General features: G+C 63.1%; 4 protein-coding genes. 2 read left to right on the forward strand and 2 right to left on the reverse strand.

What is annotated here, in order from left to right:
• Nucleotides 1-56: 56 nt before the first annotated feature.
• Together WBR57_RS10055 and WBR57_RS10060 are read right to left on the reverse strand one after the other, a co-directional pair.
• Nucleotides 57-1,235 (reverse strand): AAA family ATPase, encoded by a 1,179-nt coding sequence (locus tag WBR57_RS10055; protein WP_424083698.1) that lies wholly within the window; start codon nt 1,233-1,235, stop codon nt 57-59.
• Between the two features lie 68 nt (nt 1,236-1,303).
• Nucleotides 1,304-2,248 carry a GlxA family transcriptional regulator gene (locus WBR57_RS10060; protein WP_424083699.1) on the reverse strand — a complete coding sequence of 315 codons (945 nt, stop codon included), beginning with the start codon at nt 2,246-2,248 and terminating at the stop codon, nt 1,304-1,306.
• A 206-nt stretch (nt 2,249-2,454) separates the two neighbouring features.
• On the opposite strand from WBR57_RS10060, the gene WBR57_RS10065 reads away from it, so the two are divergent.
• Together WBR57_RS10065 and WBR57_RS10070 are read left to right on the forward strand one after the other, a co-directional pair.
• Nucleotides 2,455-3,399 carry a choline ABC transporter substrate-binding protein gene (locus WBR57_RS10065; RefSeq protein ID WP_424083700.1) on the forward strand — a complete coding sequence of 315 codons (945 nt, stop codon included), beginning with the start codon at nt 2,455-2,457 and terminating at the stop codon, nt 3,397-3,399.
• A 73-nt stretch (nt 3,400-3,472) separates the two neighbouring features.
• Nucleotides 3,473-4,360, forward strand: coding sequence for a 3-keto-5-aminohexanoate cleavage protein (locus WBR57_RS10070; protein ID WP_424083701.1), 888 nt, complete (start codon nt 3,473-3,475; stop codon nt 4,358-4,360).
• Nucleotides 4,361-4,397 lie beyond the last annotated feature (37 nt).

Genomic DNA, 4,397 nt, shown 5'->3' on the forward strand with positions numbered 1-4,397 from the left:
ACTGACACACCGCCTTCGCGAGCAAGCCCGCTCCCACATTTGGTTTGTGTTGTCCTTTAATGAGTTGTACGGCGCCTGTGCAGCAGCCAATCCCCAAAGGTTTTGTCTTCCAGGGCATAACCACCCCGGCTCGACTTCCATACCAGCTCCTTGTCGCGCAGGGCATCGATGCAGGCCTGGATGGTCTGGGTGCCGGGCACCATGTCGCTGCCCATGTCCTCCAGCGCCTTGCTGACCGCCGTCAGGGTGCTGTCGGTGAAGGGCGCGAAGGGTTCGTTGTTCTGCGAGCGTTCCACCATGACCTCCAGCACGGCGCGCTGGGGAATGGTGAGGGCGTTCCAGGCGCTTTCGAACTCGGTCCACACGCCGGCGCGCAGCAGTTCGGCGCGGCTGTGCAGCAGTTGGCCCAGGTTGCTTGCCTCGCCCAATTCCAGCGCCACTTCGCCGATGATGGTGCGCAGCATCTCGGGGCGACGGCCTACCAGCTCGAATGCTTCGTCGATATCCGCCGCGTTGAATTGGTTGGTCTTGGCCAGATGGGCATTCAAATGCAGCGTGTAAGCCTGGGTGAACTCTTTGCCGAGCAAGGGGAACGGCGTGATGCTGGAGCCGAAAAACGGCTGGCTTTTGCCAAGGACCAGATGCGCGAGCTTGTCGCGGTTGGAGCCGGTAAACACCAGGCGCAAACCGCTGCCCTCCTCGTCACGACCTTGATTGAGCTGATCCCGAGCGGCCTTTAACGCGAACATCGCATTGATACCCGACTCGGTGGTCAAGGCGTGCTGCGCTTCGTCAATCACCAGCACGACGGGCTTTTCCGCCGCGCTATGGAGCAATTCCAAGGCTTGGGTCAGCGTCGCACCGACCGGCAATTGCGGTTTGGTAAAGTCCCAGGAGAGCGTGCGCAGAAAGCTTAGTTTCTCGATACCGATGTTCTTAGCCAGTTTGCGTATGCCCTTTTCATAGGGCACCAGCGCAGCGGCAATGGCGCTGGCGATCAACTCCGCCGGATCTTTCTCTTTGTCGGCCCAGAGATCCACATACACCGCCAGCCAACCCCGCAGCTGACACTCCGGGATCAAATCTTCGCGCAAAAAAGTACTTTTGCCGGTGCGACGCGGCGCCGCGAGAAACAGGCCAGAGGTGAAATCCTGGATACCGGCCCCCACCAGGCCATCGGCGATGCTGCTTGCCAGTGCGGGGCGGCGGAATACAAAGCCGCTGTGCTTGGACATGCTTTTATACTCAATTATGGAAAGGACTATAAATTATAGCAACGAGTATAATTGACTATAATTAACCGTCAAACCACCTCCCGTCGCCGGTCCTCCCTCGGGCACTTGGCAAACCGCGCCCGATAGCTGCGGGTGAAATACGACGGCGACTCAAACCCGCAGGCAATGCTCACTTCGAGCACGCTCAGGTCGCTCTGGCGCAACAACTGCCGGGCTTTTTCCAGGCGCAGGCCGAGGTAGAAGTTGCTTGGGGTGTCGTTCAGGTGCAGGCGAAACAGGCGCTCCAGCTGGCGCCGGGTGACCTTGATCGCCTCGGCCAGGGCCAAAGTGCTCAGCGGCGGCTCGGTGTGCTGCTCCATCTCGCCGATCACTTGCACCAGCTTTTTGTTGTTGATGCCGTAGCGCGTAGCGATCTGCATGCGCTGGTGGTCTTTGCGCGGGCGGATACGGCCGAGCACGAACTGCTCGGAGACCTGGATCGCCAAGTCCGGGCCGTGGGCCTGGGCAATCAGGTCGAGCATCAGGTCGATGGACGCCGTGCCTCCGGCGCAGGTGATGCGGCGGCGGTCGATCTCGAACAGTTCCTGGGTCACCGTGAGCTGTGGATAAGATTCCTTGAAGGCGTCGATGGCTTCCCAGTGCAGGGTGACCCGGTGCCCGTCGAGCAGGCCCGCCTCGGCCAGCACGCAGGCGCCGGTGTCGATGGCGCCGAGGGTCACGCCGTCGTGATCGAGGCGGCGCAGCCAGTGTTCCAGGGCGGGCGTGGCGAACTGCAGGGGCTCGAAGCCAGCGACCACCAGCAAGGTCGCGCCCTTTTTCAGCGGCTCCAGCGCAGCGTCGGCGTTGACCGACATGCCATTGCTCGCCAGCACAGCGCCGCCGTCGGCGCTCAACACGTGCCAGCGGTACAGCTCGCCGCGAAAGCGGTTGGCCACGCGCAGCGGTTCGAGGGCGGAGATAAAGCCGATGGCCGAGAAGCCCGGCATCAGCAGAAAGTAGAAATCCTGGGACATGGTGGCGCTCTCGTAGGACGGGCAGCGTGGCACTGTGATACTCCCGTTCTCGGGTGGATTCAAGGGGACAGGTCGCTGCAGTGCAAGAGCGGGTCGCCGCCGTGCGTTTTGTCGGGCGCGAAGGTCCGTAACGTATCCCTGCACATCAGCCCCACGGCGCACAAAGACGCCGGCACCCACAATAACGACCTGCCGAGGGATCCACCATGAACCGACTGATCAGCCGCTGTGTACTCGCACTCAGCGCCAGCGCTGTCTTGAGCACCCACGTGATGGCCGCAGACGCCGCATCCTGCCAGAACGTGCGCATGGGCGTGGTGAACTGGACCGACGTGATCGCCACCAGCGCCATGACCCAAGTGTTGCTCGACGGCCTCGGCTACAAGACCAGACAGACCAGCGCTTCCCAGCAAATCATTTTCGCCGGCATCCGCGACCAGCGCCTGGACCTGTTCCTCGGCTACTGGAACCCGCTGATGACCCAGACCATCACGCCGTTTGTCGACGCCAAGCAGGTCAAGGTCCTCGACAAACCCAGCCTGGAGGACGCGCGCGCCACCCTCGCCGTGCCGACCTACCTGGCCGACAAGGGCCTGAAAACCTTCGCCGACATCGCCAAGTTCGAGAAGGAACTGGGCGGCAAGATCTACGGCATCGAGCCGGGTTCGGGCGCCAACACGCAGATCAAGGCGATGATCGCCAAGAACCAGTTCGGCCTGGGCAAGTTCCAGCTGGTGGAGTCCAGCGAGGCCGGCATGCTCGCCGCCGTCGACCGCGCAGTGCGCCGCAAGGAAGCAGTGGTGTTCTTCGGCTGGGCGCCGCACCCGATGAACGTCAACGTCGCCATGACCTACCTCACCGGCAGCGACGACGCCCTGGGCCCGAACGAAGGCATGGCCACGGTGTGGAGCGTCACCTCGCCGACCTACGCCGAGCAATGCCCGAATGTGCACAAGCTACTGACCAACCTGACCTTCACCGCCGCCGACGAAAGCCGAATGATGCAGCCGTTGCTGGATCACAAGGACGCCCTGGAGTCCGCCAAGCAGTGGCTCAAGGACCACCCGCAAGACCAGGCGCGCTGGCTGGAAGGCGTGACCACCTTTGACGGCAAACCGGCCGCCGCCAACCTGCAATTGACCAGCAAGTAATCCCTCTGAAATCACCGCCTCGCAGCCCACATCGGCTGCGAACGGCATCACCACGCCTGTAAGGAACCGCCTCATGAACCACGACGTCATCATCACCTGCGCACTCACCGGTGCTGGCGACACGACCGGCAGAAGCCCGCACGTGCCGGTCACCCCCAAACAAATCGCCGCTGCCGCCGTCGAGGCCGCCAAGGCCGGCGCTACGGTTGTGCACTGCCATGTGCGCGACCCCGAGACCGGCAAATTCAGCCGCGACGTCGCCCTGTACCGCGAAGTGATGGAGCGCATTCGCGAGGCCGACATCGACATCATCGTCAACCTCACCGCCGGCATGGGCGGCGACCTGGAGATCGGCGGCGGCGAAAACCCGATGGAGTTCGGCCCCAACACCGACCTGGTCGGCCCGCTGACCCGTCTCGCCCACGTCGAGGAACTGCTGCCGGAAATCTGCACCCTGGACTGCGGCACCCTGAACTTTGGCGATGGCGACACCATTTACGTCTCCACTCCGGCGCAACTGCGGGCCGGCGCCAAGCGCATTCAAGCACTGGGCGTAAAGGCCGAACTGGAAATCTTCGACACCGGCCACCTGTGGTTCGCCAAGCAGATGATCAAGGAAGGCTTGCTCGACAACCCACTGTTCCAACTGTGCCTGGGCATCCCCTGGGGCGCGCCGGCCGACACCACCACCATGAAGGCCATGGTCGACAACCTGCCCGCCGACGCGGTGTGGGCGGGCTTCGGTATCGGCCGCATGCAAATGCCGATGGCGGCGCAGGCGGTGCTGCTGGGCGGCAACGTGCGGGTCGGCCTGGAAGACAACCTGTGGCTGGACAAAGGCGTGCTCGCCACTAACGGGCAACTGGTGGAACGCGCGAGTGAAATCCTCAGCCGGTTGGGTGCTCGGGTCATGACCCCGGCGGAGGGGCGCGTGAAGATGGGCCTGACCAAACGCGGCTAATCCCCTGCCAAAACCGAATCAAATGTGGGAGCGGGCT

The sequence above is a fragment of the Pseudomonas sp. genome (assembly GCF_049590575.1).
Taxonomy (GTDB): domain Bacteria; phylum Pseudomonadota; class Gammaproteobacteria; order Pseudomonadales; family Pseudomonadaceae; genus Aquipseudomonas.

What these genes read in the sequence shown, in the direction of transcription:
- WBR57_RS10055 (WP_424083698.1), bottom strand. Translation starts at nt 1,235, where the DNA reads ATGTCCAAGCACAGCGGCTTTGTATTCCGCCGCCCCGCACTGGCAAGC.
- WBR57_RS10060 (WP_424083699.1), bottom strand. Translation starts at nt 2,248, where the DNA reads ATGTCCCAGGATTTCTACTTTCTGCTGATGCCGGGCTTCTCGGCCATC.
- WBR57_RS10065 (WP_424083700.1), top strand. Translation starts at nt 2,455, where the DNA reads ATGAACCGACTGATCAGCCGCTGTGTACTCGCACTCAGCGCCAGCGCT.
- WBR57_RS10070 (WP_424083701.1), top strand. Translation starts at nt 3,473, where the DNA reads ATGAACCACGACGTCATCATCACCTGCGCACTCACCGGTGCTGGCGAC.